Annotated in this window: 4 protein-coding genes; all 4 read right to left on the bottom strand. The window is 70.3% G+C overall.

What is annotated here, in order from left to right; translation table 11 throughout:
* Positions 1-213 precede the first annotated feature (213 nt).
* Positions 214-1074, bottom strand: coding sequence for a CDP-diacylglycerol--serine O-phosphatidyltransferase (pssA, locus tag FOE67_RS19530; protein ID WP_182666089.1), 861 nt, complete (start codon positions 1072-1074; stop codon positions 214-216).
* Positions 1061-1708, bottom strand: a complete 648-nt coding sequence (locus FOE67_RS19525; RefSeq protein ID WP_182666087.1) for a phosphatidylserine decarboxylase — start codon at positions 1706-1708, stop codon at positions 1061-1063. Before FOE67_RS19525 ends, pssA begins: the two co-directional genes overlap by 14 nt.
* A 255-nt stretch (positions 1709-1963) precedes the next feature.
* A complete protein-coding gene (locus FOE67_RS19520; RefSeq protein ID WP_182666085.1) occupies positions 1964-3169 on the bottom strand; it encodes an acyl-CoA dehydrogenase family protein in 1206 nt (401 codons plus the stop codon).
* A 1-nt stretch (position 3170) separates the two neighbouring features.
* Positions 3171-3695, bottom strand: coding sequence for a MaoC family dehydratase (locus FOE67_RS19515; RefSeq protein ID WP_182666084.1), 525 nt, complete (start codon positions 3693-3695; stop codon positions 3171-3173).
* Positions 3696-3745 lie beyond the last annotated feature (50 nt).

Raw genomic sequence — 3745 nt, 5'->3', positions numbered from 1 at the left:
GAAGTGTGCCCGGCCGGGCGGGGCCCGGTGCGCCCCGGGCGGGGCCGGGGAGGCCCGGTCCGTCACGAACCACCCCGCTCGCGTGCCGGCCCGCCGGGAACGCCCGACGGCCGGGGCCGGGTGATCGGGGTCGTCCCCGACCGGCCCGGCCCCGGCCGTCGTGAGGTGTGTGTCGCCTCCACCGTTCCCGGTGCCGCGCGACGCGGCGGTGCGTCAGATCCGCGCCCGCGCGGCGGCCCGCGCCTCCCGGCGGTTGTCGCGGAAGGTGTTGACGCGGCGTGCCGTGGCGAACAACGGGATCACCGCGCCGAGCACCACCTGCATGGCGCACCCGGTCTGCAGCAGCAGCTCGCCACCGGGGGCGTCGAAGGCCCAGGCGGTCAGCATGGCCATGCCGGTGATGATCCACCCGAGCATGGCCGCCGCCAACGGCCCGCGCGGCTTGGGGTACTCCACCCGGCTGACCATCAGCCAGGCCACGCCCACGATCGCCAGCAGGGTCGGGAAGAACGGCAGCTCCAGCAGGACGATGGAGACCACCGTCAGGGCCCCGAAGGGGCTCGGCATGCCCTGGAAGACGCCGTTGGGCACCGTGACGCAGGAGAACCTCGCCAGCCTCAGCACCACGGCCAGCAGCACCACGATGGCCGCGAGCGCGGAGAGCGGCTCGTGCACCGAGCCGACCACCAGACCCCACACGATGACGAAGTAGGCCGGGGCCAGACCGAAACTGATGAGGTCGGAGAGGTTGTCCAGCTCCGCCCCCATCGGCGAGCTGCGCAGCTTGCGCGCCACCAGGCCGTCGAACAGGTCGAAGACGCTGGCCAGGAGCATGAGCAGCACGGCGGTGGCGGCGTTGTTGCGCACCACGCCGACGTCCCCGGTCCCCGTCAGATGGGGGATCAGCACGCCGGTGGTGGTGAAGTAGACGGCCAGGAAGCCGCAGGTGGCGTTCGCCAGGGTCAGGGCGTCGGCTATCGACAGGCGCAACGACAGGGGCATGTCGTCATCGTCGTCGTCCACCTCGGCGTCCGGGGTCCACGAGTCCCGCGGGTTGCGGTCAATCACGGTCAAGGCGAGTCACCCCCGCGGTCGTGGTCTCGCCGACCTCCACGGCCGGCTCGATGCCCTCGGGGAGGTAGACGTCGACCCGGGAGCCGAAACGGATCAGGCCGACCCGCTCGCCCTGCTCGACCTTGGTGCCGTCCACGACGTAGGGGACGATCCGGCGGGCGACGGCACCGGCGATCTGGATCATCTCGATGTCGCCCAGTTCGCTGTCGAAGTGCCAGATCACCCGCTCGTTGTTCTCGCTCTCCTTGTTGAAGGCGGGCACGAAGCCACCGGGCACGTGCTGCACCGAGGCGACGGTGCCGGCCACCGGCGCCCGGTTCACGTGGACGTTGAGCGGGCTCATGAAGATGGCCACGCGGGTGCGCCCGTCCTTCCACGGCATGATCGACTGCACCACGCCGTCGGCCGGGGAGATCACCCGCCCCTGTCCGATCTCCCGCTCGGGATCGCGGAAGAACCACAGCATGCCCGCCGCGAGCGCGGTGGCGGGTACGGCGACTGCGGCCCAACGCCCGGAGCGGCGGGCCTTGGCGAGGCTGACGGCGGCGGTGGCGACGGTGGGCAGCAGCCACGGCGACGCACCGCGGGCGAGACGCACCCGGCCGCGGGCTTCGGGGAGGGAGCGGTGGGGCATGGGAGACCTTCGTCGGCGGGAGGAACATTCGCGGGAATGCGATGTCCCTTTACGGGGAATGCTATCGGCTTCGTACCGCGAGCGGACAAGCCCGCGCGACGGTCGGGATCAAGGATCCCGCCCGTCGCGCGGGCCGTCGTGTCCGAATCCTGCTCCCATCTCGGGGAAAGGCCCCGAACACGGGAGGAGTGAAACCGGTCACTGTCGAGCGAAAAGGGCGAATCGGCGTGTCGGGCGGGTGACGTCCCGGAACGATCAGCTCCGCTCCCGGTACTCCTCGAGGAGACGACGTCCGATGATCATTTTCTGGATCTCGGCGGTTCCTTCACCGATCAGCAGCATCGGCGCCTCCCGGTAGAGCCGCTCGATCTCGTACTCCTTGGAGAAGCCGTAGCCGCCGTGGATGCGGAAGGAGCCCTCCACGACCTCCTTGCAGTACTCGGCGGCCAGGTACTTGGCCATGCCCGCCTCCAGGTCGTTGCGCCGCCCCGAGTCCTTGGTGCGCGCCGCGCCGACCATCAGGGCGTGCGCCGCCTCCACCTTGGTGGCCATCTCGGCCAGTCGGAACTGCACCGCCTGGTGCTCGGCGATCGGCTTGCCGAAGGTGTGCCGCTGCTGGGCGTAGGCGATGGCCAGTTCGAAGGCGCGCAGGGCCACGCCGCAGCCGCGCGCGGCCACGTTCACCCGGCCCACCTCGACGCCGTCCATCATCTGGTAGAAACCCCGGCCGGTGGTCCCGCCGAGCACCCGGTCGGCCGGTATCCGCAGGCCGTCCATGATCATCTCGGTGGTGTCCACCCCCTTGTAGCCCATCTTCTCGATCTTGCCGGGGATGGTCAGACCCGGTCGCACCTCGCCGAAGCCGGGCTCCTTCTCCACCAGGAAGGTGGTCATCGAGCGGTGCGGGGGCGCGTCCGCCGGTTGCCCCTCGTCGGTGCGGCACAACACCGCCACCAGGGTGGAGGAGCCGCCGTTGGTCAGCCACATCTTCTGCCCGGTGAGCAGGAAGTCGTCCCCGTCGCGCACCCCCTTGGAGGAGATGGCGGCCACGTCCGAGCCCAGGGCCGGTTCCGACATGGAGAAGGCGCCGCGCACCTCGCCGGTCGCCATCCGGGGCAGGAAGTGCGCCCGCTGCTCCTCGGTGCCGTGGTGCCGCAGCATGTGGGCGACGATGAAGTGGGTGTTGATGATGCCCGAGACGCTCATCCAGCCCCGGGCGATCTCCTCCACGCACAGGGCGTAGGTCAGCAGCGACTCGCCCAGCCCGCCGTACTCCTCGGGGATCATCAGGCCGAAGAGCCCCAACTCCTTGAGGCCCTCGACGATCTCGGCGGGGTACTCGTCCCGGTGCTCCAGCTCGCCGGCGACCGGCAGGATCTCCTTGTCGACGAATCCCCGAACCGTCTCCAGGATCTCCCGCTGGATGTCGGTCAGGCCCTCGGTGCGCGCCAGCCGTCCCATCTCACTTCTCTCCCTTCGGCCGCTGCTCGCGCGGCTCCGGGCGGCCGGGCTGCTCCCCGCCGCGCTCCTCGATGTACGCCGCGGTGGGCACCATCACCTTGCGCCGGAAGACGCAGACCGGGGTGCCGTCCTGTTTGTAGCCCCGGGTCTCCACGTGGACCACGCCCCGGTCCGGGCGGGAGGCGGAGGGGCGCTTGTCCAGCACGGTCGTCTCGCCGTAGATCGTGTCCCCGTGGAAGGTCGGCGCGATGTGCCGCAGCGACTCGATCTCCAGGTTGGCGATCGCCTTGCCGGAGACGTCCGGGACGGACATCCCCAGCAGCAGCGAGTAGACGTAGTTGCCGACCACCACGTTGCGCCCGAAGTCGGTGGAGCCCTCGGCGTAGTGGGCGTCCATGTGCAGCGGGTGGTGGTTCATGGTCAGCAGGCAGAACAGGTGGTCGTCGTACTCGGTGACGGTCTTGCCGGGCCAGTGCTTGTACACGTCGCCGACGGTGAATTCCTCGTAGGTACGGCCGAACTGCATCTGGGGACGCTCCGGGGGTGCGGGTGGCGGACTACGGAGAGGCGGGAGGG

Origin of the sequence: Streptomyces calidiresistens (genome assembly GCF_014141525.1) — a bacterium.
GTDB lineage: Bacteria > Actinomycetota > Actinomycetes > Streptomycetales > Streptomycetaceae > Streptomyces > Streptomyces calidiresistens.
Note: the sequence above shows the minus strand (reverse complement) of the source record. Positions and strands in the feature narration are given on the sequence as shown.

Coding starts and splice junctions, on each gene's coding strand:
- FOE67_RS19515 (WP_182666084.1), bottom strand. CDS start 3,695: ATGCAGTTCGGCCGTACCTACGAGGAATTCACCGTCGGCGACGTGTAC.
- FOE67_RS19525 (WP_182666087.1), bottom strand. CDS start 1,708: ATGCCCCACCGCTCCCTCCCCGAAGCCCGCGGCCGGGTGCGTCTCGCC.
- FOE67_RS19520 (WP_182666085.1), bottom strand. CDS start 3,169: ATGGGACGGCTGGCGCGCACCGAGGGCCTGACCGACATCCAGCGGGAG.